Here is a 25240-nt window from a genome sequence, read left to right on the forward strand (position 1 = left end):
AGCTCCATGACAACAGCAAGACCCTGGGCGGGTCTTTCTTGAAAGCGCAGCGATATCAATCGATTTGAGAAAAAGAATTCCTATTCCGCCCGCTCGATGCGGATGACCTGCGGCTTGTCGGTCAGATGGTCGTCCTTGGTGATGCCGTCGACGGCCTTGCGGACCGCCGCTTCTGTCGTCTCGTGGGTGACGAGGATCACCGTCTTCTGCAGGGCGGTATCCGGCCCGGCGGCGTGCTGCACGATCGATTCCAGCGAAATGTCGTTGTCGGCCATGCGCTTGGCGATGGCGGCAAAGACGCCAATGCGGTCATGCACGGTCAGCCGGATGAAATAGCCGCCGGCATGGCTGCGCATCTGCGCCTTCTTGTAAGGTCGCAATTCCTTCGCCGGCAGGCCGAAGACCGGACCGTGCTGGAAACCGGGCCGGCTCTTGGCGATGTCGGCAATGTCGCCGACCACTGCCGATGCGGTGGCGTTACCGCCGGCACCGGGACCGGAGAGCAAAAGCTCGCCAAGAATATCGGTTTCGATGGCCACCGCATTTGTGACGCCGTGCACCTGCGCGATGACCGAGGCCGTCGGCACCATGGTCGGGTGCACGCGCTGTTCGATCCCGCTTTCCGTGCGTTGGGCGACGCCGAGCAACTTTATCCGGTAGCCGAGATCGCCGGCCGCGCGGATGTCGGCCTGGCTGATGTTGGAAATCCCTTCCATGTAGATGTCGTTGGCGGCAATCCTCGTGCCGAAGGCAAGGCTGGTCAGGATCGACAGCTTGTGTGCGGTGTCGTGGCCTTCGATATCGAAAGTCGGGTCGGCCTCGGCATAGCCCAGCCGCTGCGCGTCCTTCAGGCAGGCGTCGAACGACAGGCCCTCGGCTTCCATGCGGGTCAGGATATAGTTGCAGGTGCCGTTGAGGATGCCGAAGACACGGGTCACCGAATTGCCGGCCATCGCCTCGCGCATCGTCTTGATGACCGGAATGCCGCCCGCCACCGCCGCCTCGTAATTGAGCAGCACGCCCTTCTTCTCGGCGATCTCGGCCAGCGCCACGCCATGCTTGGCGAGCAGCGCCTTGTTGGCGGTGACGACGTGGCGGCCGGTTTCAAGCGCTGCTTTCACGGATGTTCGCGACGGTCCCTCGTCGCCGCCGATCAGCTCGACGAACACGTCGATATCGGCGGTCTGCGCCATTCCTACCGGATCGTCGAACCACTTGGCCGCGCCGAGATCGACGCCGCGGTCGCGTTTGCGATCACGGGCCGAGACGGCTGACACGACGACCTCGCGGCCGCATTGCCGCGTCAGTTCCGCCGCCTTGTCGTGCAGCACGCGCGCCACCGACGCGCCGACGGTGCCGAGACCGGCAATTCCAACACGCAACGCTTCAGCCATGTCCGGCGACGCCCCCCAAGAATTTGGTCGGTGTAGTGTCAGGCGCTCAACGATGTGCGGCCAGCGGCACCACATTGTTGGGCTGTTTGGCGCTGGACGCCAGGAAGCGCTTGATGTTGCGAGCCGCCTGCCGGATCCGGTGCTCGTTCTCGACCAGCGCGATGCGCACATGGTCGTCGCCATGCTCGCCGAAGCCGACACCCGGCGCCACCGCCACGTCAGCGTGCTCGATCAGAAGCTTGGAAAATTCGAGCGAACCGAGATGCTTGAACGGCTCCGGGATCGGCGCCCAGGCGAACATCGACGCCGCCGGCGCCGGGACAATCCAGCCGGCGCGGCTGAAGGCGTCGACCATGACGTCGCGACGCTTATGATAGATGTCGCGAACTTCGGCGATATCGGCGCCGTCGCCGTTGAGCGCGTGCGCAGCCGCCACCTGGATCGGCGTGAAGGCACCGTAGTCGAGATAGGACTTGACCCTGGTCAGCGCCGAGATCAGCCGCTCGTTGCCGACGGCAAAACCCATGCGCCAGCCGGGCATGGAAAAGGTCTTCGACATCGAGGTGAACTCGACCGCCACGTCGATCGCGCCCGGCACCTGCAGCACCGAGGGCGGCGGATTGCCGTCGAAATAGATTTCCGAATAGGCAAGGTCCGACAGGATGATGATGTCGTTCTTCTTGGCGAACGCCACCACCTCCTTGTAGAAATCGAGCGAGGCGACCTGCGCCGTCGGGTTCGACGGGTAATTGAGGATCAACGCCAGCGGCTTCGGGATCGAATGGCGGATGCCGCGCTCCAGCGCGGGGATGAAGCCGTCGTCCGGTTCCACCTGCAACGAGCGGATCACGCCGCCCGACATGATGAAGCCGAAAGCGTGGATCGGATAGGTCGGGTTAGGGCACAGGATCACGTCGCCGGGGGCGGTGATCGCCTGCGCCATATTGGCAAAACCTTCCTTCGACCCCAGCGTCGCCACCACTTGCGTGTCCGGGTCGAGTTTCACCCCAAAACGGCGGCCATAGTAATTGGCCTGGGCGCGGCGAAGGCCCGGAATGCCGCGCGACGACGAATAGCGATGCGTGCGCGGATCGCGCACGACTTCGCACAATTTGTCGACGATGGCCTTGGGCGTCGGCAGATCCGGATTGCCCATGCCAAGGTCGATGATGTCGGCGCCGCGCGAGCGGGCACTGGCCTTCAGCCGGTTGACCTGCTCGAAGACATAGGGCGGAAGCCGGCGGACCTTGTGAAATTCTTCCATGTCAATTCCAGACGGTCAAAGTGGTTTTTGGCGAAGGTGGTTGTCGGTCGCGCGATATAACCTTATTTGCAGGTAGGGTCGAGGGCAGGATCGCATTTGGCTTCGATCTGCTTCAGCGCGTCGGCGCCGTGCTTCCTTGCCAGTGTGTTCAGCGCCGCCGGGTTCGCGGCCTTGACCGCTCCGCCCTTTGAGGCCTGCGCCTGCTCGTCGGCCTTCAACTGGGCGAGCTTGGCGTTCTTTTCCGCCTCGGTGAATTGCTTCGCCGCCACCTGCGGCGGGATATTCAGGTTCGGATAGGTGCCGGTGTTCTTCGGCCCGTCGGTAGCCGCGACAGGCGTGGCGCCCTCGATGTTGGTACTCGAACAGCCGGCGATCGCCAGCAAAACGACCGCCGCGCCCATGCGGCATAAACGACCAGTGCCAGAAAAAACAGTTTCGCCAATATTAATCGTCATATTGTTTCCTTGGCAGCCGAGGTAGAGCGCGTTGGACCCTGTCCGATGTCCCATGATAATATGTCAAGAAAACGCTTCGGGAGGAACCCCGCGAACCATGTCCAAAACACCCGATTCGGGCAAAGCGGAAGATGACCAGGCTTCGACCGTCGAGCAATATCTGGTGAAGGACCCGGAGCGCTTCGCCTTGAACATGGCGCGCATGATCGAGCAGGCCGGCAAGGCGGCTTCCGCATGGGCCGAGCCGCGCGAAAAAGGCGACGTGCGCGATCATGTCGCCGAGCCGGTCGTCGACATGGTGAAAACCTTCTCCAAGCTCAGCGAATACTGGCTTTCCGACCCGCAGCGTGCCCTGGAGGCGCAGACGCGCCTGTTCTCCGGCTACATGACCGTCTGGGCCAACTCCATCCAGCGTCTCAGCGCCGGCAGCGAAGATGCCGAAGACGCGGTCAAGCCCGAGCCCGGCGACAAGCGTTTCCAGGACCCGGAATGGGGCCGCAACGCCTTCTTCGATTTCCTCAAGCAGGCCTATCTCGTCACCTCGCGCTGGGCGGCCGAACTGGTCGAGCACGCCGATGGCCTGGACGAGCACACCCGCCACAAGGCAAGCTTCTACGTCAAGCAGGTGTCCAACGCCATCTCGCCGTCGAATTTCATCCTGACCAACCCGGAGCTGTTTCGCGAGACCGTCGCTTCGAATGGCGAAAACCTGGTGCGCGGCATGAAGATGCTGGCCGAGGACATCGCCGCCGGCAAGGGCGACCTGAAACTCCGGCAGGCCGATTATTCGCCCTTCGAGATCGGCAAGAACCTCGCCACGACGCCCGGCAAGGTGGTGGGCCGCAGCGATGTCGCCGAGATCTTGCAATACGATCCGGCGACCGAGACCGTACTCAAGCGGCCGCTACTGATCTGCCCGCCATGGATCAACAAATTCTACATTCTCGATCTCAACCCGCAAAAGTCCTTCATCCGCTGGGCGGTAGAGCAGGGCCACACCGTCTTCGTCATCTCCTGGATCAACCCGGACGAGCGGCACGGTACCAAGAGCTGGGAGGCCTATATCCGAGAGGGACTGCAATACGGCCTGGACACGATCGAAAAGGCCACCGGTGAAAAGGACGTCAATGCCGTCGGCTATTGCGTCGGCGGCACGCTTCTGGCGGCGGCCCTGGCGCTGATGGCGCAGGAAGGCGACCACCGCATCAAATCGGCCACCTTCTTCACCACGCAGGTCGATTTCACCTATGCCGGCGACCTGAAAGTGTTCGTCGACGAGGAGCAGGTTGCGGCCGTCGAAAAGGCGATGAACGAGAAAGGCTATCTCGACGGCACCAAGATGGCGACCGCCTTCAACATGCTGCGCTCGGGCGACCTGATCTGGCCCTATGTCGTCAACAACTACATGCGCGGCAAGGATCCCCTGCCCTTCGATCTGCTCTACTGGAACGCCGATTCGACCCGCATGGGCGCGGCCAACCATTCCTTCTACCTGCGCAACTGCTATCTCGAGAACAGACTTTCGCAAGGCAAGATGGAGCTGGCGGGCCGCGTGGTTTCGCTGAAGGACGTCACCATCCCGGTCTACAACCTTGCCGCGAAGGAAGATCACATCGCGCCGGCGCTTTCGGTGTTCCTCGGTTCGAAGTATTTCGGCGGCGAAGTCGACTACGTCATGGCCGGCTCCGGCCACATCGCCGGTGTCGTCAATCCGCCGGCAGCGCAGAAATATCACTACTGGACCGGCGGCAAGCCGGCGGGCGACTTCGACCAGTGGATCGCCGAGGCCATAAACCATCCCGGCTCCTGGTGGCCGCACTGGCAACGCTGGGTAGAGGCGAAGGACAACACCCGCGTGCCGGCCCGCAAACCCGGCAAGCACATGAAAACCCTGGGCGACGCGCCAGGCACCTATGTCAAGGTGCGTGTGTAACCTTCTGTAATGTGTGGTGAGTTGACGCGCCGGTAAAAGAGGGCGAAATGGTGTCGTCAACCCTCAAGCAGTCTCGATTCCTCTTTAGCCGTCGAATTACTCTGGGGCTTGCGGATTTGACACAGGTCTCGTTTCCGTTCGGGGACAAGGATTTATTTCGGCGAGACGTTTCGACGCCGCCAATGACGTACCGGCCGGACATCGAGGGGGAATTTTGTTTTGAAATCAGCAGGATCGCGCCTCGCGAAGGGAGAAAGCCGCGCCATTGCGGCCGCGCTTTTCTCCGTGCTCCTGGCGTCCTGCACCTCGGCCGGCGACCCGTCTCTATCAGTCGGCATGCCCGGTTATAACGCCTCTGCTACGAATATCAGCACGGCCTCTGGTACCCAACAGGTCGCCGTTGATTCGTCATCGCAGATGACGACTTCACAAATGACGATGATCGCCAGGGGCGACGCAAGCCTTCCCGAGCAGGTCGGCTATGTGCCAATGGCCAAGCCGGGAACCCAGGGGGGAGCCCCTCAGGGAGGCGCCAAGTCCGATGCCGGCTTCCCCGTCACGGCTCCAGCGGGCGCAGAGGCTGCTGCGGGCCAGACGCCGCAGCCCCAGCAACAGTCCGCGAAGACGGTTGAACAGGCCGGCTCTGCTACGCAGAAGACTGAAACCGCCGATGCAGGCACGACCGCGCCGAAGTCCAAGGCCGAGGCCGCCGCGCCGGCGATGAACAACCCGGTTTATGTGACCGCCGGGGAGCCGCAGCCGCAAGCTTATGCGCCGAAGAAGAAGGGGTTTCTCGCCTCTTTGTTCAGCGCCACGCCGGCCTCGGCGGCGCCTGCCCCGCAGACCAGCAACAGGTCGGGCGAGCAATCGACGGCGGCGCAGCCCAAGGCGGCCGCAAAGCCGACCATCACGTTGGCCTCGGCCAAATCGGCTGAAAAGCCGGTGCAACTGGCTTCGATCGGCGATACCAGCCATTTCACCGACGACGCGCTGCCTGGCGTACGCAAAACCGCACTCTTCGAGATCAAGCGCAAATCCGGCCTCGACGACGACAGCGACGTCGATCTGAACGAGGATGAAGGCGGCGCCTATCAGGTAGCATCCGCTGCCGGGCTTGCCCGGCTGGCGCCCAACGGTCTTTTGAAGCAGACCGAGAATGTCGACGTTGCCTGCCTGAAACCTTCGCTGGTCCGCGTGCTGAAGACGATTGAGGGCCACTACGGCAAGAAGATGATCGTCACCTCCGGCTATCGTGACCCGGCCCGCAACCGCCGCGCCAACGGCGCCAAGAATTCGCTGCACATGTATTGCGCCGCTGCCGACATCCAGGTTCCAGGCGTCGCGAAAGCGCAACTGGCAAGCTACATCCGCAGCATGCCCGGGCGCGGCGGCGTCGGCACCTACTGCCATACCGAATCTGTTCACATCGACGTCGGTCCCGAGCGCGACTGGAACTGGCGCTGCCGCCGGCGGCGGTAACGGCTGGCTCTCTCTCTCTCATTACGCAACGTTCGCAATGTGCCGCCTCACGACGGCACGGTCGAACCGGGCTAAATCGCCGAAAATGCGCGGTTTTGCGGCCAATGAAAAAAGTTGTCGCAGGCGGCGGCAGACGGGTTGCCGGTTCGGTGCAACGCAACTATAAGCGCTCACATCTGAGCGCGCCCATCGTCTAGCGGTCAGGACACCGCCCTTTCACGGCGGTAACAGGGGTTCGATTCCCCTTGGGCGTACCAGACTTTTCAATTACTTAGCTTTCCCCTCACCGTTCTGTCCAATTTTTGGCCAATATAGGGCTCGAATCGGCCGCCCGCCAAGGGAAAGCCTGAGGCCGTCAAAAGGAAGCGAGAGAAAACGGTGGACCACCATTTCCTTGCGCAGTTTCATTTGAAGCGATGGATCGATACCGATGGCCGGCTCCTAAGGTGGGGCCGCATCCCCGCAACCGGCCAGGTGGTAAGCAAGCGTGTGGCTCCCGCCGCCACGGCCTACTCCGCCGGCCTGTATGCCATCAAGGGCGTAGCCGAGACGAAGGAAAATGCGATCGAGGAACTCATCTTGGGGGACATCGACAACCGGGCTGCCCCGCTCTTGGCCAAGCTAATTGATAAAGGTGTTAGATCACTCGGTGCCCAAGAAAGGCGTCACTGGGCCCGGTACTTGAATGCGTCGGCGGCGCGCGTTCCACACGTCATCGCGGAAGCGAATTCAAAAGCAACTATCGTAATGGAGCGAATGCTATCCGAAAGCGATTCTTCGCGTCTGGATTGGGTGCGAGGTGACCCTTCTGGCCCTCTCGTCAACGGAGGCATCGTCGCTATGTCGAGATTCTTCTCCCTGCGCCGGACAATCGAGCGCTTCCTGTCGATGAGGTGGACGGTTCGGGAGGTAAGCGGTTCGAGGATGCCTCTGATGATTGGTGACGATCCGCTCAGCATGACCGGAAATCTTTATGAGGCGGAATGTCTTGTGACCCTGCCGCTGTCTCCAAGACACCTATTCCTAGCGACCGACACACCGAGCGTCGCAGCCGCCATCAACAGGCGTTCCGACAGGGAGCTCGTTCGCGCCGTAAACGGGGACACGCTGTTGAAGGCGAAGCAATTCGCCTACGGCGCAGCTGAGCGGGATATGATCGAAGAGTATCTGCTGATCTCGCTGAAAAAGTGAAGAGGCCCGGAAGCCGAAGCAGATCGACGGAAAGTTCAGCCATCCCCCTTCATGATGGCGTCAAACCTGCGCTGTTCGGTAGCCTGTTCCTCGCGATAACGCAGGATGCCCGCGACAAGGAGAACGGCGGCCAGCGGGACCCACGTCCATCCCGAGTGGACGCCCCAATAGCTGACGCATAGCACCGCCACCCCTGCCGCGATCAGCCACAATGCGTTACCCGTTCTCAGGTGGCTGATCTCATTCTTGAGATTGTCGACCTTGGTTTCGAGATCACCGACCTTGCCCTCAAGTTGATGGATGTAGGCCACCACAGCGGCTGAAGGATCGCCGAATTCGATTCCATCCCTCTGCATAGCTCCTCCTTTTTTGGAAATTTCGCTCCAAAGGGTAAGACTTGTTTAGCAACCTGAAGGGTCAAGCAAGCTCTTTTCTTGGGGAGGGCGATACTTCGCAAAAAGGCTCGGCCACCTTAAGCAGCCGGGCCGTGTGCGAAAAATTTTGTCCAGACGGATGCTTAGAGCCCCTGTCCGCCCTCGATAAAGCCGGGGACGTCGTAATCGGCCGGATCGGCTTCGCGCTCGTCGCCGTCATGTGGAAGATCGTCTATGCCTTCCTCCCCGTCCTCGATCCACGCCTGATCGTTGGTCAACATCGTGACGCGCTGATCAATGGCCGTGGTCCAGCCGAGAGAGGCCTCGACATCGTCGCCGTCGCCGAAGCAGGCAAGATGCGTATCGCGGTGCACCGCTGCGCCTGTATCGCGGCACCAGCGCAAGAGAGCGCCGCTCCGGCTCCTACGGGTTCTCATGGAGCACCGTCGCCGCAACCGCTCGGACGTTCGCCGAACACTGGCAGAAGACAGGTGAAGGCGTGTTGCTTGACGGCCGCGCCCGCGGATTATGTTCTACTCGTGCGGGAGGGCGAAGGCTACTATGACGAAGGCGAAGTCGTCGTAGACCCCTACCGGCTCGGGCGCGTCAAGTGGTCGAGCGGCTGGCGCCCACTCTGTGAAATCGTCAGCGCGCCCTTGCGGGGGAGATACTTGTGCATCCATAAAGCTGCGCGAAGCAACGCAAACAGGGGGAAGAAATGTCGGAGTTTTGGGCGGCAATAGCGGGCGCTGTCGTGGGATCATTGGTCGGCGGCGTTATTTCGTATCTCCTACAACTAAGCGCCTTGACTGCCGCGAAGGCGGAACGTGCGGAAACATCGGCCCAAGAAAGGCGAGCGTTGGCCTACACGCTGGTCTTCAAGATAATTGCGATCGTCAATAATCTTGGGGACCTTAAGATGCATGTCGACGAGTGCAAAGATCATGCCGCCGCGGATAACCACGACGGACCGCCGGCGACCTTCCTATTGCCGCTTGTGAACATTCCCGATCCGATAAGCATTGACGCTGCGACAATGGGAATGCTGCTATCTCTCGGCGATGACGACACCTTCAATAGCGTTGCCAAAATTCCGCAAATCCATAACAGCATTCTGCCTGCGTGGAGCGCCTTTAGCGCTATGAGAGCCGCGTTTAGTCAGTTGACTCCCCACCGCATCGACTTTTCCACCGGGAAGGGCGAGTTCGCGATGAAAGCCGGAAGCCCCGAGGCTGTGAAGTTTTATGAGACGAACAGATTGGCGACCGATCTCATATCCCGCGCGGATAGGGATTTTGCGGAGGCCGATTTGGTATTGAAAAATCTACTTCAGCTCCTCAAAAAGCGGTTGGGGTTGAAATTGTCGGCGGAGGCCAAACTGCCAGCCAAAGCGTGATCTACGTCCGCTTTACATCGCCTTGATCGGCGCCCTGATGATCCGGCTACCTGGTATGGAAACTCCAAAATCCCTAATGGAGATGATCGAGCGCTACGAGAGCGAGTTTTACGAGCCGATAGGACGCTTGATAATGCAGTTTGGCTTTCTGGAATTCCATATGGATCATTGGCTGTCCGCGCTTGGCGCTGACCATGTGATGCTGCGGAAAGCGCACAACTTTAACGGCAAGATCTCTTTGTATGGTGAGCTCGTCGACCGTCACACCACCCAACCGAACCATCTTGCGGAGCGCGGTCGCCTCGTCGAGGAGATGCGCGAACTCAACACGTTTCGTAACCGTGTCGTTCACGGCCCCTGGAACGCATACTTCGTGGAAAAGAAGACTTGGCAGAAGATCTGGTTTAACCGGCAAAATGCAACGCACCATTACTTCGAGGTGACTGCCAACGAAATTCGAGCGGCGGCTAGCAGCGTAGTGAGAATCCGCGGGGAAGCATCCAACTTCGCCTTCGGCTTTCTGACGCCCAAAAAAGCGTAGCAGCTGCCAACGCTTGCCGCCTCGCTGTGGCCTTCGGAAGAAGCGCTGATCGGGGCCTCGGGCGGGGGCGCGGATGGGCTGGATTTAGCGCACGTCCGCCCCAACGATGCGGCGAGTGTAGGCGCGCTCGACGCCGACCACCGCCTCATCCTTGGTGACGACGGTGTCACGCGCGCCACCTTCAAAGCACGTCCAGAACCAGGTGCCGGCGCCTGGGCCGTGTACCGCCTTAAAGATCCGTCCGACGGCATCCTGTTGAAAGCTCGCAGTGAAGTCGAAGGGCGCCGTCTGTCCGCCGATCACCGTTCGTGACCACGCGAGCCAGACGCGGGCGCCTTTCCCGTGCACAAACCTAAAGGCGTCGTCCCGTTCCTCGAATGTCTGCAGCACCGTGCTGCCGTCGACGACTTGCCAGCCCCGTTGATAGGCGAACCGAACCTTCAGACGTTCGCTCATCCCCGAAAGCGCTCGGTGGTCCAATGGATCTTCCCGTCGATCTTCATCGGCTTGTGGATCATCAGCCGCTTCGGCAGGTGCTCGGGATGCACCTCGAGCAGCGTGATCTTGATCGTCGGCTTGCAGCGGTTGCAGTCGAACTTGAGCTTCAGCGGGTCGACACCGCCGCCATAGACCATCATCAGGTCGGCCGACCGGCAATAGCGAACGTTGCCGCAACTGCATTCGGCTTTGACCAGCATGTTGTGCCGGGTCGCCTTGCCCAGGGTGTCGATTGGTTCGTGCGCCATGAGAACGAAAAAGGAACATTTTCCTTGATCGTCAAGACGGCTTGTGGAATCTTTCCACCAATCTGAAGCGAGAATTCCGATGAGCGACGAACTGATCCGGCTTCCCGGTGCAATGGAGCCTGTTACGCGCCCCGGGATTCAGCACCACAGGTGCGAGCATCCGGGCTGCGGCAAAAATGCCGGATGGGGCTTTGCCAAGCCGCGGCAGCCATCGCATTGGTTCTGCTTCGAGCACCGCCACGATGGCGAGCGGTTTCTGTGATCCCATCATTTTTACAGATCGTCAGCCTCGACGATCCGACGACTCTGCTTTTGCTTACCCGTGGCTGCCTTGCGCGGTTTGGTTAGCGCCGCTGTCGTCTTTACTGCTTCCTTTTCGAGCTTATCCAGATGTTCCTTGATCTTCTCTGGTTCCGCGTGCTCCAGCCCTACTACGTCGTTGCGCGTTTCGTGCAACGCAACGACAATTTCATCGAGCTTGGCGTGGATTGCAGCGGTATCGCGATAGCCTTGAATAAGCACCAGGCAAGTGATGATGATCGCCGCCACCGAAAGAGCGTAAGTGACTACGCCGGTCAGTCCAAACGGCACCAAGGCCGTGCATAGAACCAGAACCCAAGTCTGAAGCGGGCCGGGATCAACATCAACACCCGGCTGGAAAAATTAAGATTCCGCGATCGAAAGCCCTGAATTTACCCAGATAGTTGCCTGCTCTTGCGGAAATAGACGCTTTGAGAGATGCTATCCCTTGGCCTTGGGAGGGCTTGGGGATGAAAATCAAAGTATTGACGGCGCTGGGTGCCGTTGCTGCGCTATGCGGCTGCCAGACAAGCAATCAAGCTGACTACATGCAGATCGGCTACGGCCCGAGTTTCGATGTAGCCCATGCTCAATGTGAATTGCAGAAACGGTCGGTGAATCGGGGTTATATTGCCATCGGATCTCCTGCATTTGTGGCGGGAGCAGGAATTGGCAACGCTCTCGACAACGCTATCGCCCAAGATCAGTTCATGAAGAACTGCCTGATCATCAGCGGGTGGAAACGTGCGCCGCACGGCCAGGGAACCGTGGCGGCCGCAGCGCAGGCTAATCCGGCGGCTCCTGCGGGCGGCTTTGGGCAGATGCGGGCGCCTGGCAGTTGGATCAACACGGCTCTCCTCGATTGGTCATCTGCGAACAATCAGTGCATCGCCGGCAACAAAGCCTCCTGTGCGACCAGGGCAAAGCTCGGCGCAAAATTGAAGGCCGTCGGCATCAATCCGACACCAATCTGAATTCGTCGGCGGATGGTGGAGCGGTCTCGTTACGACAATCGGGCCGACCAGTGGCGAAAGCGCCCTGGACCTAAGTGGTATCGCGCACGCCGGTTGGCTGGAGTGCCTATGCGGCTTGTTTTCGTGATGGTGGCCGCGGCTTCGGCTCTGATGACGCAGCTCATGCATCACAGCGGTTCACTGCCTGAGATCAACCTGCAGAACTTAACCAGAAAGACCCCGGCGCCGATCGCCGGGGTCGCCTCTGTCATCGACGGCGACACGATCGAGATCCATGGGGAGCGCATCCGGTTCAACGGCATAGATGCGCCGGAGAGCCGACAATATTGCAGTGATGCAAAGGGCTTCGAATATCCATGCGGGCGCCGCGCTGCCCAAGCCTTGGACAAGTTCCTGGCAGCTTCGCGACCGCTGAATTGCAGTTTTGTTGACAGGGATCGGTACGGCCGGCTTGTAGGGAATTGCGATCGTGCAGACGGTCGCAGCGTCCAACGCTGGCTTGTCGAGCAGGGCCTCGCATTAGACTGGCCGCGCTATTCGAACGGGGCATTCGCTGCCGAGCAAGTCTCAGCCAAGGCCGCTCATCGCGGAGTTTGGCAGGGCCGCTTCGATCAGCCATGGGACTGGCGGGATGCGAACGCCGACAAGGTCGAGACCGTCAGCGAGCAATCGACCGGCTTCGGCCTTCTTGATGGCTGCAACATCAAGGGCAACATCGCAGCCGACGGCGAGCGCATCTACCACATGCCTGGACAGAAGTTCTATGCCGATACGAAGATTGCCGAGGCGAAGGGCGAGCGCCGGTTCTGCTCGGAGGCTGAGGCGCGAGCTGCCGGCTGGCGGAAGGCGAAAAGATGAAACGAAAGGCCACAACCGCTACAGATATGGCCGAAGCGGTAGGCATCGAACCCAAAGCATTTCGGCGAGCCCTCAGGGCTGAGCATTTCGATTGGCACAGCCGATATTCTGCCTGGGAGGTGGACGTCAAAAGCCCGCAGCACCTAGCGATGCAAAAGGTGCTAGTGGCTCTTCTGACCAACAAGGCTCCGAACTAATGTTCCGACAGTTAAAGCACAAAGCGCGGGTTCGCAGAGCAATCGATTATCTGCGAACCCATCCGGATGACGAGCCTGCGGTGAAAGCCATTCTGTCGTCAACGTATGTGCTTGATGCGAAGAGTGCGCGAGAGGCCGCTCAGATTTCAGGTGGCCGACAGATGACCGACGAGGAGTGGCGCACCTTTGGCCCGCGATGGGAGCGGGCTTGGTATGCAATTATCCGGTAGCATTTGCCGTCAATCGCCCTCCCATCGGGGTGTCCGCTTGCGCCGCGTCCATGTTCGCGCAAGTATTGGCGAAATGGCGGGGGAGCAAAAAGCCATGGGTAGGGTGAAGTTCGCGTTGATTCCACTGGCGATTGTCGCCGGTGCGTCAAATGCTCAATCTATTCAAAACATCGAGAACTGCCGACAACTGACCAACGGGGTGGACAGGCTGGCCTGCTACGATGCTATCCAACCGATTTCAGCGCCAAGCGAAGATGATGTCGAATCTCCAGTGAGAGTGGCCATTTCTCGCTTCGATATTCAACAAAAGGATTTGCGGCGCAACATCTATAACCCGAGGATCGAGCTTCACTTGTCCTTTGCAAATGCCTCTACGAAAAGAGTGAAGGCGGTCGCGCTTGTGATCACAATAAAGGACGCGTTTGGTGACATGATCCTCACGACCGAAGGAAAGCTAGACCTCAACATCAGACCCGGTGGGAGCGACGTCAGTCCCAGCTTCTTTTTTTGGGACGACAACGAATTCATCAACGACGACGAATTCAGCAAACTTATCGGCCCCGTATCAGCTGGCACAGCAAAGACGGACGTAACCGTGCGACGGGTTGTCTACCAGGACGGCAGTATCGAAAATTATTGAAAGGTGGCGAGGGGCAAATGGACATAGCAACCGGACTTACCCAGCTTTCCTAAGCGACCAGGATTGTGAAAGACCCTTCGTTTAGCAATGCCCCGACTGTGCAGAGATGGTGAAGGCCGACGCGCGTATCTGTCGGTTCTGTCGCCATCAATTCTGACATGGTTAGCAGATTGCTCTTGCTCTGGTGGTATGTCGTGATCGCATTCGCTTCGATCGCAAATCCACTCGTAGCGATTTTTCAGCTTTATCAGGGCGACTTGGTCGGGGGAGCATTCTTCGGGGCTTTTACCGCCGTGTCATGGCTGGTGGTGCACAACGTGCTGCGTGACGTACGATTCAAAAGGGGTAGCTAGCAGATGCTGATTCCGATCTCATGCGGTCGCTGCCTTCCATGAAGTCCTTCGACAAAGCCGAACTGGCCGAGAAGCACCGCCAAGACAAAACGGATGAGGTTATGAGCCTGCTCCTAGAATACCGTCTGCAGCATCCGTGCCAGTAGTCGTGCTCTAGCGCTTCACCTTCGGCGTGATCTCCTCGATCTTGGCGCCCGTGGCGGCGGGTTTATGGGCAGGATCAATCAACCTAAGTCAGCCCTTTTTTGCGACCGTCTCTGTGCAGTGGCTGTCTCGGAACGACTGGCTGTTTGGTGACGTCCGAAGTAGTCTCTTCCACCCCCTGCTTGGTGTCTCGCCGCCGATAGACAAGCCTGAACACAAGCGCGAAGTACCCGACCTGCAACAAAACCGCAACGATGATGCCCCAGGCAGCAGCTTTCCAGATTGATCCTGTGGCCGCATAGGCCCAAGTCCCGACGATGCCCGACGTCGTCAGCATTCCCACCAGAAACTGCGGAAAAAACATCGCTCCAACCGGCTTCCCGTTTCCCCAACGGGTTCCAAGCGAAAGTTTTCACCTATTTTAGCGATTGCGCAAGTATTCAAAGCCGCCCGGCCATTCGCGGGGGCCGAACAGAGTTTGCTAATCAGTCCGCCACGGACAAAACCCCTGATCGACGAGCCGACCTAGAACGGCCACGCCAGCGCCAGCACGACGGCGCATGAGCCGATGAGGGCGAGCACCGGCATCAGGCCGTGAGCTCGGAGAAGGAAACAACCGAGCCGCCGTCCGATAAAGCTGCAAATTTGCCGGTTTTTGATTTTTCCATGTACGGAGTGAAAAAACCCCTTTTCTCGCACCATTAAGTTGCAACGACCCAAATGCCGACCACGAAATAAACGGTCGCGACCTAGGTTTTTCGGTCATTTTTTGATTTTTGGCCCGAAATTTAATCAAACAGGAAAAAAAATCCGCGAATGATGGGGGCGCCGGTCCGGGGCAGAACCCCGTTCAAAGTCTGTCCCTCCCCCCGGTCATAGCTGCAATCCCCGCCTGTCCTGGCGGCGCGGCAAGCGAACCGACATTGCACCTAGTGGTGAAATCTGACGCTTGGTACCCGAAAGGGAATACCGCTTTGGGTGGAAAGCGGTCGGTTTCTAAGTTCCATTTTCGACGATCAGGGTTCCGTCTACATCCCGGAAGACATACGCCTCGACCATGTCGTGTTTGTCCCAGTCAGTCGAAATCGTGATGTAGCCGTGGCTGGATAAATGCAATTCAACCTGTCGGTCGCTGACATTCACGGCTTCGACGCGCGACGCGTTCGCTAGCGAGGAAATCAAAACAGCAACGCTGCTGTACACGGTGAAGGCGGAGCCATCCGTGAAAAACACGCCAACGCCATGTCCAGGTTCGGAAGCGTCGACGCCTTTCACATGTTTGCCTATTAGGCGTTCAGCGAGTGTGCGCATAGTCAATAGCTTATGTGACGCTCTCTATGTAGTCCGCAATGGGTCGGAAGCGGACTCTGTGATTCTAACACGCCTAGTGTGCTATTACGCTTTGCTATGGACATCGACGATATTCGAAATCGAGCGCAAGGTGTTGTGAAGGGCCGGGTCACGGCAGAAGAGCTTGAGTTCGCGCGCAGCATCCTTCTGAAGCGTCGGGGCGACGTTGGGTCAGCTTTGTACATTGTGGGTTTGTGTGGAAGCGTGTCGGATGCTGTCCTGATCGAGAGCTACCTCTATGGGCCAGAACGAGATTTGCATGGCGAAACTGCATTGAAAGCGCTGTGCCGTTATCTTCGCCTTATTGATCGCTATCGATCTCTTCTACGCGAACTCATCATGCGCCAACCGATGTTGGCTGGACGAACAGCCGTATGGCCGCTATCCATCTCGCGCCCAACTATCTGAGCGGCTTCCGAGATGATGAACTGGGCTGCCAATTGGTTACGATACTCTGTGATCCAAACGATCCAGAGCAGCCATCGGCTCGCGCTGCGTTGGTTGAAATATTGGCTTTAAGAAGCGAACTTAGAGACCCATTTGGGCTGCACGTGGAAAACGGCGATATGGATGCTGGCTACATCGTAAAACTGGCCCGTCAGCGCTTCGGCTGTGGACGCAGAGTGCAGTAGCCGAATGACGGCATAGGGTCGGTAGCGGAAATTTAGCGTTGGTACCAAGCGTCAGAATTTAACCACTAGCGGGAACGCCCCTACTAGGTTGCAGGCAGCCGATGCGGCCGGAATGTCCAAGGACCGCGCGCCCGGCGCAGCGTCGCCTCAGTTCCCCACCGGCACGAGTGGCGATATCGATCTGAGCAAGCGCGGGAGCGCTAACAGATACCGCCATCAGTCTGCTGCGCATTTCCCAAGGCGGCTTGAAAAGCCATATTGCTAAACTCCAAACTTCAATGTGGTTTTATGCAAATTTTGGTTCGGGAGCGGTCGCAGGGTTTGCGCGCAGAAAATCGTCAAATCCCCCTGGTATCGTCAGAACACTCGGCGCCACGGTGAACCCTCGATGTCGAAGATGCGTTGCTCGTAGCAGTCGAAGACGACGAGGACGGCGCCGATCGAGTCCGCTACTGGAGACAAGGCTTGGCGCCACGCCTCTTCATCGAAGTGCAGGTGGAAGTCTTCGCCGTCATAAAAGATCACGTCAGGATCATCGGTCTCTGCGTAGAGAATGACGTGAACACCGTCCTCGCATCGTGCGATCTCCACGCTAGAGACTTCAGTGATCTGGCCAAGCGCGAGGGCCGCATCCACCTTGCCTTGAATCCGTGACCACAGGCGCTTCAGGGTTGCGTCCTCGGCACCGTCGGCTATGGCTGGCGATGGCAGCCGAACCTGGTTGCCGGCGTCAGTGCATTCTTGGATGGCCCACGCGCACAACTCCTGATAGCGCGTTTCTATCTCGCCGCGATCGGCTCCACGGGTCTGGAGTACAGCGATCTGTTCGTTAATCTGTCGGTCGAGGTCGGCCATGAAAGTCTCTACCTGGTTCATGCGTGGCGTGGCGGGCTTGAGCCTTAAACCCGCTCGCCGTAACGGCGCCGAAAGGTAGCCTTCATGAGCGCAACGGCCTTGCTGTTGTGCTCGGTTAAGCCCGTGCGCTCCAGCTTTCGGATCCAATGGAGGTCCTCTGCCTTCTTCTTTGGATCATAGAGGCGGACAACCCGAACCGGCTTCGGTAGCGTCCGGACGCTGGTGAGCTTCACCGGCGTGATGGGCTTCGGAGCCGCGGGCCGCTGCATCTTCCCCTGGCTGCTCATATCCCTCGTCAAATACATTTCGAATCTCCTTTGCTCACTCAGCCCCGTTCAAGATTTTCCGCGTCATTGCGACGCCGTGCTGAATCATGCCTTGGCATCGGCCAGGGAGCTTGCTCTGAAGCTTGACGTTCGCCTGCACCGCAGCCGCGTAGAACAACACGCCGATCCCAAGCAGATCCTCGAGTTCGTCGAGCTTTGCTCCGATGGCGTTGCGGTATGCGTCGATCTTCGGCTTGAGCGATGCCACTTCATCATCGAAGGCCGCGCGCAGCGCCTCGAGCGCCTGCAGAGCTTCCTTTTCCTTCGCTTGGAAAGGCGCGATCTCGGAGCCGGCCTGGTCGACCTCGGCAGCCGTGATCTTCGGAGGCTGGCCCGGCACTTGGCCGAAATATGAGGCGTGGAGCTGCCTATGCCTTGCCCTTGCTGCCTCAAGCTCTGCGGCTGCCTCCCGCCATTTCCTTTCGGCTTCGGCGATCGCTGCCGGCTTCGGCGGGATCTTCAAAACTGCGGCGAAGTCCAGTTCGGTTGCCCTTGGCGTTTTTGCGAGCATTTGGCTACTCCTTGTCGAATGTGAATTTACGCCCAGAAGCAACGGCGTTGGATAACGCGTTAATGGCTGTTCGGATGATCGCGCGGGCGAGGCGCTTTCGATTGCGGCTTCCAGCCTCATCTACTGCACCGGCTTCGAGCATCAGGTTGACCAGCACGTGATCTACTTCGAGCGGCAGGATGATTCCGCCTCTTGCCTCACGCTCTTTCCGGCGAGCGCCACGCTGCTGTCCGAGCCGGCGCTGACGCTGTAGGCGTTCCTCCGGCGTGCCGATCGGCGGACGTCCACGCCGGCCTGTCATGGCCATGCCCCGAGCGTGAAGGCGAGCACGACGAGGATGGCAAGGAGCGTCAGAAGGACGTGGCCGGCTCTTTCTCCAGAAATCCGACGGCTCTTTTTTTTCTGGGCAGCGGAAGCAGCGTTCATGTGCGCGCCCGCCGTTTTTCAGTCCACCCGCGCCTCTTGAGGTTCATTGCCAGCGCGCTGGTGATATCTCCAAGTGGTTCGGCGTCGGCGCTCTGCTGCCCAGACACGCTGGCCTGTTGGATGGGCCGACGCGTGCCGGGCAGTGAACCGTTGTGTCCCCGAGATATAGAGGTAGTGGCGGTTTCCGCACCATGGGTAGTAGTGGTGGTTTCCGCACTACAAAAATCGGGTTTGTAGTGCGGTTTCCGCACTGAAATCTGGCGTTTTCCACCACTGGTGTTTTGTTTTTCGCTAGCCTTCCGCGCGGCATCTGCGAGCAGGTCGGCCTGCTCCTTTGTCTCTATTTTTCGCCAGTCGTCGGTCGGCTCAGTCAACTCGGTTGGCCGATAGGTGAGGCGGAACAGGTTCGGCCGGCGCCATTCTCCGTTGCCAGACCTACCTACTTGCGTGATCTCGACGAAGCCGAGCGCCACCACTTCGCGAACTGCGGGCGCGATGGCGTGCCGGTGAATGCCGTACTCCTCGAACTGGTCGAAGGTCGTGGGCAGCTTGCCGTTGTCGTTGCCGCCATGCTGGCCCACCTCGATCTCCAGCCGGGACAGGACGCGGTGCCCGGACAGAGACAACGCCCTGAACGCTGGCGATGCCTTCATCTCGATGAGCTGCCAGGCGAACTGGCCGGCAATCGTTGTGCGCTTGCCTTTCCGGGCGCGGCCCTTGTCAGCCATTGCCAGCCCGCCCTTCTGCGCTCTGCCAACGCGCAACCGCGGCGCCGATCTCGTCGTTGATCTCCCACGGGGATATGTCCGGCTCGATTTGCAATGCCAGACGGTAGAAATCGTCACCGTCGGCGTCGGCCAGCACCAAATTGTCGAAGCCGCTCCGCAAGACTTGGCGATCGGTCATGATGCCCTCCAGCCCGACAGGATCGACTGAAGGGATTCCAACTCGGCGGCGTTTACTGTTTCACAGCGCGCCCAGGCTTCCGGCTCAATTAGTCCTTTGATCTCCCGCTCTACGCACTCGCGCAGATCGCGCGGGTCCATCGCGTCCAGTTCCCAGCATTGTGCCCCATGGTTTTTGGCGAACCATTCGTAGCGTTTGTCAGAACGCTTGTCCGACGCCGGGAAGTAGGGAAGGCCGACCGTCTGCGCCGGCGTCAGCGCGATACGGACGAACTTGACGTGATGGCCGCCATATTCCTCGATCCGGCGCGGCAGATCGCATTCCGACATGTACATGCCGCTCGGGTCGAAATCGCCGCAGTAGAGGACAACAAGGTCTCGCCCATCATTGTCTTGGGCGATGTCGTTTACCGTGGTCGCGCTGGCGAAACCGTGCATGACTCGGAAGCCGACCGCGAAGTGATCGAGCACCGGCTTCAGGACGCCGCGAACAGTCCCTTTCTCAGACCAAACCTCGACGCGATAGGGCTGCTGATTCCAGAAGTCGCGACGATAGGACCGCGCGACCGCCCTGGCATACTGAGCCGGATCGTCCCAGGTCGAAACCCGCTCTAGCTCGCGCGTCTCGTCGACGATCCAGTCCCACGGAATGTCGCCCTGTTCTCTGGCGATGCGCAGCAGGCGGTAGACCTTCTGCATGTCGTTGGTCGACATCGACGAGATAAGCCCGGCCGTGAACAGCTTGTAGCCGATGCCGCGGCCGGTGATAGGCTGAACCGCCTCGGCGATCTTGTGCATCGCCTCGATCAGGTCGAGCGAGGCCTGAGCCATGCCGCGACCTTTTTTCAATCCCGGTTGAAATTGCGGGGCATCGAATATCCCGGACAAAATCTCGAAGACCGCCGCCTCGGCGCCATCGTTGTCGGTCCCGGTCATGCGGCACCGCCTTTGCGCAATTGCGCATGAAGCTGGCGGTGGTGGCGTCGACATAGGGCGACAGTTTCGAGGGGGCGGTCGTGGCGCGGGTGATGTAGATCTACGTTCTCCGCTGCCCATTTTTGTTGCGCCAACCATTTCGATGACCTATCCTTCGGCTTGGAAACGTTGCCCTGTTTTCCAGAACTGCCGCCGCTGTCCTGCATCACCAGGACGGCGGTTCGCTTTTCAGGAGCCGTCCGCATTGGACGCCTCCCGCGATTTGCCGGCGGCGCGGATGATCTCGACACCCTCGACTGCCGTGACGCCAAACCTGGCCTGCAAACAGGGCAGCAGGGCGCGGCGAATGCGATCATCAGGCCGGCGAGCGTGCCATTCGGCTACGGCGTCGACCATTTCCGGTGTGGGTGCGAAGGCCATTTTATGCGGCCTCCGTCGAGGCAGCTTCGCGAGCCTTACGCCATTCGGCGCCGGCTTCCTTGCTGACGAGGACGCGCCCGCGCACATGCATCGTGCGCGGTCCCTGGCCGACCTTCAGCAAGTTGTAGAAAGTGGCGCGTGAAATGCGGTGCGCGACGCAGAATTCAGGGATCGAATAGGCTTCAAAGTTGTTATCCATCGGGGTCTCCTTTGTTCGAGGATGTCCACAATGGATAAGGCCGGGCTGCCTATGCTGTCCGGTTCATTAAGAAGGCGACTTCCTGAACCATCTATGCAGGTTGTCGAAGTAACGTTTGCATGTGGCGCGGCTGATGCTCAGCTCGTCGGCGACAATCTGAAAGATGTCCTTTGGCTTTGGCCTTTGCCGGCGATACTTTGTAACGCGGTGCAGCACCTCCCACCGCAGCCGGCGTTCGACGCGTAGTTGATCTACCTTGCGCCCAGGATGTGGAACACCAAAAACTTCGTCCCATGACGTGGCCTCATACTTTTGCACCTGACCGATAGCGGCGAGTAAGGCAGTCGCCGCCCATTCGGGCACGGGCTGGCTCCTTTTCAGACAGTGCTTCAAGGCCAGCATGAGCGACATCTGATCCCCATGCTCAAAGTTGCCCTGGTAGACCTCTAACATCATGTCGTCGTCGCCAGAGATCGCCATCGTCACGCCTGCCGAATGTCGTCGACGTTGCTCTTCTCGACAGTCTGGAACCGTGGCGCGCTCGCCCTCACCGCGTCAGCGACATAGGACGGCGACAGATGCCCATAGTGTTTCTCGACCATCCGCGTGTCGCTGTGGCCAAGGTTCTTGGCGACCACCATCAACGGCATGCCATTCATCACTGACAGGCTGGCCCATGTATGCCGCAGGCCATGGAAGCCGATCGCCGGCACGATCTTTCCGTTCTTGCAGGCTTCCTTCATCGGCCGGAACTGGTGCGACTTCTCCCACACGCCGCCGGCCGTCGTAGAGAGCATCAATTGCCCGTGACGCTTGCCCTGGGATAGCTGCTTGAAAAGGTCCGCCCCTTCCTCGGTCAGCACGATATGGCGCCCCTTGCCGGATTTGCTGGCCCGTATCGACAGGGTGCCTACATCGCTGTTGAAGTCCTCGACGCGCAGCCGGGCGAGCTCGCTGTAGCGAGCGCCGGTTTGTAGGGCAGCCTGCACTAAATCCCGGAAAGAGCCGCTGGAGGCATTCACAAGGCGCTGAGCCTCGGCGATCGTCAGGTAATGAACGCGGGCGCTCTCGACGTCTTCGAACGGCTCCACGCGGCGCCATTCCCTGTCCGATGCCGCCTTCCCTTCCCGCCAGGCATAGTTCAGTGCGGCTTTCAGGATCGTCAGGACGCGGTTTGCAGTCGCCCGGCGCTGGCGGATCGCCTCGCCGTCGTCATCGATCACTTTGAACCGCTGTTCCTTTCCTGCCTTTGTACGAAGGCGAGGCGCGGTCTTTGCCACGTCGCTATGCCATTTCCTGATTTGCTTGGCTGTCAGCTTCGAAACGTCGAAGTCTCCGATCTCTGGCAGGATCAGCGCCTCGGCGCGGTAGCGGGCATCCTTGGCGGACTTCCGAGCGCCTTCCATCCATTGCAGATAATCCTCCACCGCCTCCTTGACGGTGTAGGCTCCGGCGACCTTGCCGGCCTCGCCGGACATGGCCTTGTGGATCTCCCTCGCCTTGTCCTGAGCCTGCCAAAACGTAAGGATCGAACCGCCGTTTGCATCCAGCTTGTCGTCGGCGTCCGCGATCGTTTCGACGCGGTATTCTTGATCGCCGACATACATGCGAACGACCCACCGGCCGGCTTCCTTGCCCTTGCGGTAGCCGACGTGGAGGCCTGGGCCGATGCTCTTGAAGTAGGGCTTGCCGCGCGGCTTCAGTTTTGCCCGCGCTTCCTTGCTGTCCAGTGTGGCGTCGCGAACCCGTCTTGCCATGTCCCTGCCCCGTCGTGTCCAACAGTTTGTCCAATATATCGGGGTAGACGGTATTGGACAAGCACAAACGCAACTAGACACAATGCCTTGTAACGCAAGGGGTTCAGGAAATACAGCTAGACGGCGTTGGACGGCTTAGAAGCCCTTTCACGGCGGTAACAGGGGTTCGATTCCCCTTGGGCGTACCAGAGATTTCAACTGGCATGGCAATAGAGCATCCGATCCCAGTGCATGCAGCCGTACTCGTCGCCAAGGCGGTCGATGAGGACCTGGATATCAAATCCCTATTGGGCCGCACCTAAATTCCAGATGTCCCGATGCAGGCGCCATGTCCCGTCGTCGCCCTTCTTCCAGACGACGATGTACTTGCCCGCAACGGTGGAGAGGGCGCCGTCTTTGCTCGGCACATCGAGCGTAAATGCGCCAACTTCGTAGGCGAGGTTTGCGCTCTCTTCCACCTCCAGGGCCTTTAGGGTGAGATTCTTCATCCCGCTTTTGATCGCGCCCTGCCAGAATTCTTCCACGCCCTTGCGACCATCGACGCGCTTGCCGTCGGGCGGCAGCACGGCGGCATCCTCGGTATACATTTGACCGACCGCCGCCGCGTTCCCGCTGTTGAAGGCGTCCGTGAATTTCGTCAGCGCCGCTTCGATGTCCTCGCGAGCCGACTGGGCGGCCGCAGACAACGCAGACGAAAGAAGCAGCACAGCAGCAAATGCAAATGACTTAACCACTCTCATCTCATCCTCCCTTTGCGTGATCGATATATCCACCGGATGAATAGCGCGCCCAATCCGAGTGCGTCGCCGCGCCCGCTCAATTGCCAGGTCATGATTTACATTAGGCTTATCTGATATAACGGCGCAAGCGCAGCTGCGCAGCCGAGAGCGGGGGAGTAAAGCCTCACCAGCGCGCGCGTTTCCGCCGGTCGCGCCGATGCTCTCGCGCGTCTCTCATAGTTCGTCCTTGGCCTTGCCATAGGCGTTCGGCGCAGTGTCGGCGTGTAGATCAGGCCTGCTTTCTTGCCGCGACGCACAGCTCATCGCTGGCGCGCGCGTCTTCACCGGGCGAGGCCTCATCAACCGCGAAGCCATCGTCCTCGATGAGAAGGCCCGTTCGGACTTTGCCGAACTGCGGAGGCAATCCCGCGACGCCGGTATGACCTGTATCTCGCCGCGGAATTTCTGGAAAGACGATTGATGACCGGCACGGGAACGACCCGGCCCATGTTCTTCGAGGTGAACAAAGGCCGGGCCTGATCTAGTTTCCCGCCCGTAGCTCCTTCAGGTCACAGCGAATGATGCTGCCATGGAAAATGGCTGGCGAGCTGCGTTTGAGATGCATCTCCCGTCCCGTCGCTGTCCAAAGACAGCGACCCGGTTGAACTGTCGTAGCTGACCTGGTCGGAACGATCATGCGCAGCCGTAGACAGAGCGTCGGATGACTCCCCTCCCGACTTGAGCCCGTCCAAGAAGGCCTGGTCGAAGTGAGGCTTGTCCTGCAGCTTTTCCTGGAGCCAGCTGAAGTCGAAGGCGTCGTGGGCTCCGCGGCCGGACATGATCTCGGCGGCGCCGCCCTTGCTAGCATTGGCGCCGACATTTTCATTATCCTCGACGGTGTGGGCGAACCCGTTGCCGGCCGTCTTGTCGTGTGAACCGGCGAGCGACTCCGAGCCGCCAGAAAGGGCGGCCAACACCCGGTCGACACTGCTGCCTGCCTTTTCGCCGCCATTGTCGACATGGGAGGTGTCGTTGCCGTCATGGTTTGCCGCCCTGTCGGTGCCGGCGGCTGCATGGGTCGCATCGGCACCACGGACAGCATGAACACCGCCATTGCTGGTCGTGGGGCGGGAAGCGGCGGTCTCAGTGGAACTGCCATCGCTGGCGGCGGTGTCGGAAGCGGCGGCCGCAGTAGAGCTGTCGTCGCTGATGGTGGTGTCAGAAGCGGCGGCCGCAGTAGCGCTGTCGTCGCTGATGGTGGTGTCGAAAGCGGCGGCCGCAGTAGCGCTGTCGTCGCTCGTGGTGGTGCCGGAAGCGGCAGCCGCAGTAGCGCTGTCGTCACTCGTGGTGGTGCCGGAAGCGGCGGCCGCAGTAGAGCTGTCGTCGCTGATGGTGGTGTCGGAAGCGGCGGCCGCAGTAGAGCTGTCGTCGCTCGCTGTGGTGTCGGAAGCGGTGGTCGCAGTAGAGCTGTCGTCGCTCGTGGTGGTGTCGGAAGCGGCGGCCGCAGCGGCGCTGTCGTCGCTGATGGTGGCGTCGGCAGGGACAGACGCGGTAGAGCTGTCATCGATGACGTCGGAAGCGACGGTCCCAGTTGTGCTGAGATTGTGTTCCCGGAAAACGGCCTGCAGTTCCGGCGAGCTCTCAAGCGCGACGTCGCCTTCCTGCGAACCCCAGGCATAGGCAAAGTCGAATTCGGGCGACGGAACCAGTTCGTCCCAATGGTCCATCATCGTCT

General features: G+C 59.8%; 31 protein-coding genes, 1 tRNA gene and 2 pseudogenes. 12 read left to right on the forward strand and 22 right to left on the reverse strand.

Annotated features, from left to right (window positions below; translation table 11 throughout):
• Positions 1-80: 80 nt before the first annotated feature.
• The 3 genes from ACWUKX_RS24315 to ACWUKX_RS24325 form a co-directional block, all read right to left on the reverse strand.
• On the reverse strand, positions 81-1394 hold the full coding sequence (locus ACWUKX_RS24315) for a homoserine dehydrogenase (protein ID WP_456009410.1): 1314 nt from the start codon (positions 1392-1394) through the stop codon (positions 81-83).
• A gap of 46 nt (positions 1395-1440) precedes the next feature.
• Complete coding sequence (locus ACWUKX_RS24320) at positions 1441-2658, reverse strand: LL-diaminopimelate aminotransferase (protein WP_127319036.1); 1218 nt, start codon at positions 2656-2658, stop codon at positions 1441-1443.
• 62 nt (positions 2659-2720) lie between these two features.
• Positions 2721-3167, reverse strand: coding sequence for a hypothetical protein (locus ACWUKX_RS24325; protein WP_456009411.1), 447 nt, complete (start codon positions 3165-3167; stop codon positions 2721-2723).
• A 43-nt stretch (positions 3168-3210) separates the two neighbouring features.
• Between ACWUKX_RS24325 and phaC the strand changes: the two genes are divergently transcribed.
• From phaC to ACWUKX_RS24345, 4 genes are all read left to right on the forward strand, one after another.
• A complete protein-coding gene (phaC, locus tag ACWUKX_RS24330; RefSeq protein ID WP_456009412.1) occupies positions 3211-5046 on the forward strand; it encodes a class I poly(R)-hydroxyalkanoic acid synthase in 1836 nt (611 codons plus the stop codon).
• A 336-nt stretch (positions 5047-5382) separates the two neighbouring features.
• On the forward strand, positions 5383-6525 hold the full coding sequence (locus ACWUKX_RS24335) for a YcbK family protein (RefSeq protein WP_456009440.1): 1143 nt from the start codon (positions 5383-5385) through the stop codon (positions 6523-6525).
• 182 nt (positions 6526-6707) lie between these two features.
• Positions 6708-6782: transfer RNA gene (locus tag ACWUKX_RS24340), tRNA-Glu, on the forward strand.
• A 121-nt stretch (positions 6783-6903) separates the two neighbouring features.
• On the forward strand, positions 6904-7716 hold the full coding sequence (locus ACWUKX_RS24345) for a DUF4238 domain-containing protein (RefSeq protein WP_456009413.1): 813 nt from the start codon (positions 6904-6906) through the stop codon (positions 7714-7716).
• A 35-nt stretch (positions 7717-7751) separates the two neighbouring features.
• Here the strand turns inward: ACWUKX_RS24345 and ACWUKX_RS24350 are convergent, their stop codons facing one another.
• Positions 7752-8072 (reverse strand): hypothetical protein, encoded by a 321-nt coding sequence (locus tag ACWUKX_RS24350; protein ID WP_456009443.1) that lies wholly within the window; start codon positions 8070-8072, stop codon positions 7752-7754.
• A gap of 161 nt (positions 8073-8233) precedes the next feature.
• Complete coding sequence (locus ACWUKX_RS24355; RefSeq protein WP_456009414.1) at positions 8234-8527, reverse strand: hypothetical protein; 294 nt, start codon at positions 8525-8527, stop codon at positions 8234-8236.
• A gap of 281 nt (positions 8528-8808) precedes the next feature.
• Here ACWUKX_RS24355 and ACWUKX_RS24360 point away from each other — a divergent pair, with 281 nt between their 5' ends.
• Both ACWUKX_RS24360 and ACWUKX_RS24365 read left to right on the forward strand, forming a co-directional pair.
• Positions 8809-9486 (forward strand): hypothetical protein, encoded by a 678-nt coding sequence (locus ACWUKX_RS24360; protein WP_456009415.1) that lies wholly within the window; start codon positions 8809-8811, stop codon positions 9484-9486.
• 76 nt (positions 9487-9562) lie between these two features.
• Positions 9563-10027, forward strand: a complete 465-nt coding sequence (locus ACWUKX_RS24365) for a hypothetical protein (RefSeq protein WP_456009416.1) — start codon at positions 9563-9565, stop codon at positions 10025-10027.
• A gap of 84 nt (positions 10028-10111) precedes the next feature.
• On the opposite strand, the gene ACWUKX_RS24370 is transcribed toward ACWUKX_RS24365, so the two are convergent.
• On the reverse strand, positions 10112-10483 hold the full coding sequence (locus tag ACWUKX_RS24370) for a hypothetical protein (protein ID WP_456009417.1): 372 nt from the start codon (positions 10481-10483) through the stop codon (positions 10112-10114).
• Positions 10480-10773, reverse strand: coding sequence for a hypothetical protein (locus ACWUKX_RS24375; protein ID WP_456009418.1), 294 nt, complete (start codon positions 10771-10773; stop codon positions 10480-10482). The genes ACWUKX_RS24370 and ACWUKX_RS24375 overlap by 4 nt, the downstream gene beginning before the upstream one ends.
• Before the next feature lie 79 nt (positions 10774-10852).
• Between ACWUKX_RS24375 and ACWUKX_RS24380 the strand changes: the two genes are divergently transcribed.
• The gene (locus tag ACWUKX_RS24380; RefSeq protein WP_456009419.1) at positions 10853-11035 is read left to right on the forward strand and encodes a hypothetical protein; all 183 of its coding nucleotides are present in this window, start codon (positions 10853-10855) and stop codon (positions 11033-11035) included.
• An 11-nt stretch (positions 11036-11046) separates the two neighbouring features.
• Here the strand turns inward: ACWUKX_RS24380 and ACWUKX_RS24385 are convergent, their stop codons facing one another.
• Positions 11047-11385: a low affinity iron permease family protein gene (locus ACWUKX_RS24385; RefSeq protein ID WP_456009441.1), complete on the reverse strand. Its 339-nt coding sequence runs from the start codon at positions 11383-11385 to the stop codon at positions 11047-11049.
• Positions 11386-11543: 158 nt separating this feature from the next.
• Between ACWUKX_RS24385 and ACWUKX_RS24390 the strand changes: the two genes are divergently transcribed.
• From ACWUKX_RS24390 to ACWUKX_RS24405, 4 genes and pseudogenes are all read left to right on the forward strand, one after another.
• Complete coding sequence (locus ACWUKX_RS24390) at positions 11544-12047, forward strand: hypothetical protein (RefSeq protein WP_456009420.1); 504 nt, start codon at positions 11544-11546, stop codon at positions 12045-12047.
• 108 nt (positions 12048-12155) lie between these two features.
• Entirely contained in the window at positions 12156-12905 is a 750-nt protein-coding gene (locus tag ACWUKX_RS24395) for a thermonuclease family protein (RefSeq protein WP_456009421.1), read from the forward strand.
• A 464-nt stretch (positions 12906-13369) separates the two neighbouring features.
• The gene (locus tag ACWUKX_RS24400) at positions 13370-13972 is read left to right on the forward strand and encodes a hypothetical protein (protein WP_456009422.1); all 603 of its coding nucleotides are present in this window, start codon (positions 13370-13372) and stop codon (positions 13970-13972) included.
• Positions 13973-14063: 91 nt separating this feature from the next.
• A pseudogene (locus tag ACWUKX_RS24405) lies at positions 14064-14129 on the forward strand (hypothetical protein); the annotation flags it as partial.
• A 425-nt stretch (positions 14130-14554) separates the two neighbouring features.
• Here ACWUKX_RS24405 and ACWUKX_RS24410 read toward each other — a convergent pair.
• Complete coding sequence (locus ACWUKX_RS24410; protein WP_456009423.1) at positions 14555-14833, reverse strand: hypothetical protein; 279 nt, start codon at positions 14831-14833, stop codon at positions 14555-14557.
• Positions 14834-15465: 632 nt separating this feature from the next.
• On the reverse strand, positions 15466-15744 hold the full coding sequence (locus ACWUKX_RS24415; RefSeq protein WP_456009424.1) for a hypothetical protein: 279 nt from the start codon (positions 15742-15744) through the stop codon (positions 15466-15468).
• 132 nt (positions 15745-15876) lie between these two features.
• Here ACWUKX_RS24415 and ACWUKX_RS24420 point away from each other — a divergent pair, with 132 nt between their 5' ends.
• Complete coding sequence (locus ACWUKX_RS24420; RefSeq protein WP_456009425.1) at positions 15877-16227, forward strand: hypothetical protein; 351 nt, start codon at positions 15877-15879, stop codon at positions 16225-16227.
• Positions 16228-16808: 581 nt separating this feature from the next.
• Here the strand turns inward: ACWUKX_RS24420 and ACWUKX_RS24425 are convergent.
• From ACWUKX_RS24425 to ACWUKX_RS24480, 12 genes and pseudogenes are all read right to left on the reverse strand, one after another.
• On the reverse strand, positions 16809-17306 hold the full coding sequence (locus ACWUKX_RS24425; RefSeq protein ID WP_456009426.1) for a hypothetical protein: 498 nt from the start codon (positions 17304-17306) through the stop codon (positions 16809-16811).
• A 321-nt stretch (positions 17307-17627) separates the two neighbouring features.
• On the reverse strand, positions 17628-18143 hold the full coding sequence (locus tag ACWUKX_RS24430) for a hypothetical protein (protein ID WP_456009427.1): 516 nt from the start codon (positions 18141-18143) through the stop codon (positions 17628-17630).
• A gap of 4 nt (positions 18144-18147) precedes the next feature.
• Positions 18148-18444: a hypothetical protein gene (locus ACWUKX_RS24435; protein WP_456009428.1), complete on the reverse strand. Its 297-nt coding sequence runs from the start codon at positions 18442-18444 to the stop codon at positions 18148-18150.
• 121 nt (positions 18445-18565) lie between these two features.
• Positions 18566-19297 carry a hypothetical protein gene (locus ACWUKX_RS24440; protein WP_456009429.1) on the reverse strand — a complete coding sequence of 244 codons (732 nt, stop codon included), beginning with the start codon at positions 19295-19297 and terminating at the stop codon, positions 18566-18568.
• On the reverse strand, positions 19290-19475 hold the full coding sequence (locus ACWUKX_RS24445) for a hypothetical protein (RefSeq protein ID WP_456009430.1): 186 nt from the start codon (positions 19473-19475) through the stop codon (positions 19290-19292). Before ACWUKX_RS24445 ends, ACWUKX_RS24440 begins: the two co-directional genes overlap by 8 nt.
• Positions 19472-20410: a hypothetical protein gene (locus tag ACWUKX_RS24450; RefSeq protein ID WP_456009431.1), complete on the reverse strand. Its 939-nt coding sequence runs from the start codon at positions 20408-20410 to the stop codon at positions 19472-19474. The genes ACWUKX_RS24445 and ACWUKX_RS24450 overlap by 4 nt, the downstream gene beginning before the upstream one ends.
• 228 nt (positions 20411-20638) lie before the next feature.
• Complete coding sequence (locus tag ACWUKX_RS24455; RefSeq protein ID WP_456009432.1) at positions 20639-20830, reverse strand: hypothetical protein; 192 nt, start codon at positions 20828-20830, stop codon at positions 20639-20641.
• 1 nt (position 20831) lies between these two features.
• Positions 20832-21029 carry a hypothetical protein gene (locus tag ACWUKX_RS24460; protein ID WP_456009433.1) on the reverse strand — a complete coding sequence of 66 codons (198 nt, stop codon included), beginning with the start codon at positions 21027-21029 and terminating at the stop codon, positions 20832-20834.
• Between the two features lie 66 nt (positions 21030-21095).
• Entirely contained in the window at positions 21096-21509 is a 414-nt protein-coding gene (locus ACWUKX_RS24465; RefSeq protein ID WP_456009434.1) for a hypothetical protein, read from the reverse strand.
• A gap of 2 nt (positions 21510-21511) precedes the next feature.
• On the reverse strand, positions 21512-22786 hold the full coding sequence (locus ACWUKX_RS24470) for a tyrosine-type recombinase/integrase (protein ID WP_456009435.1): 1275 nt from the start codon (positions 22784-22786) through the stop codon (positions 21512-21514).
• 284 nt (positions 22787-23070) lie between these two features.
• On the reverse strand, positions 23071-23526 hold the full coding sequence (locus tag ACWUKX_RS24475) for a YybH family protein (protein ID WP_456009436.1): 456 nt from the start codon (positions 23524-23526) through the stop codon (positions 23071-23073).
• A 548-nt stretch (positions 23527-24074) separates the two neighbouring features.
• A pseudogene (locus ACWUKX_RS24480) lies at positions 24075-25240 on the reverse strand (hypothetical protein); the annotation flags it as partial.

This window comes from Mesorhizobium sp. f-mel, from assembly GCF_053850215.1.